At 47.9% G+C, this 904-nt stretch carries 1 protein-coding gene; it reads left to right on the forward strand.

What is annotated here, in order from left to right; genetic code table 11:
- The coding region (gene nagA / locus ACRCJ0_RS15990) for an N-acetylglucosamine-6-phosphate deacetylase (RefSeq protein ID WP_431391158.1) at positions 1 to 904 on the forward strand (904 nt) is incomplete at both ends.

The following is a 904-nucleotide window of genomic DNA, read 5'->3' on the forward strand; positions in this document are numbered from 1 at the left end:
GTTAGAGAAACCCTTAAAAGGTGAGGTTAAAGACTACACGGGTTATACAGTGGCGGCTGGTTTAGTGGATACCCACATCCATGGTTTCCAAGGGGCAGATGTGATGGACGACGATTTTGAAGCAGTCCAGACTATGTCTAAAGGGTTGCCATCAACAGGTGTGACAGCCTTTTTGCCAACGACCTTAACTTCTTCTGCTGACTTATTGACATCAGTTGCTGGTAAAATTGGTGACCACTACGAGGAAGCTGAGGGGGCGAAAATCTTAGGTATATTCTTCGAAGGGCCATGGTTTACGGAAGAACACAAGGGGGCACAAAACCCAGCCTACATGGGTGATCCTGACTTGGGTCAATTTGAAATCTGGCAGTCAGCAGCTAAAGGTTTGATTAATAAAATTGCCCTAGCGCCAGAGCGGAAAACGGCTAAAGCTTTCACAGAAACTATCACGAAAGAAGGGGTACGAGTAGCCCTAGCCCACTCATCTGCGACTTATGAAGAAGCAACTGCAGTGGTTGATGCGGGTGCCAACATTTTCATCCATACTTATAACGGCATGTCTGGTTTACACCACCGCAATCCAGGAATGGTTGGGGCAGCGATGGCAACGGATGATACCTATGCGGAAGTAATTTGTGATGGGAAACATGTCCATCCAGGTGCAACCAAAGCCTTGGTGAACGCCAAAGGATGGGACAAAACAGTCTTGATTACAGATGCCATGTCAGCGGCAGGTATGCCTGATGGCCACTACCAATTAGGCGAATTCCCGGTTATTGTAAAAGATGGTGAAGCGCGACTTGAGTCAGGTAATTTAGCTGGGTCAGTCTTGACCTTGATTCAAGCGGTTAAGAACGTGGTTGAATGGGGCGTTGTTGACAGTGAACATGCCCTGCGGATGGCG

Source organism: Aerococcus sp. L_32 (genome assembly GCF_050689315.1).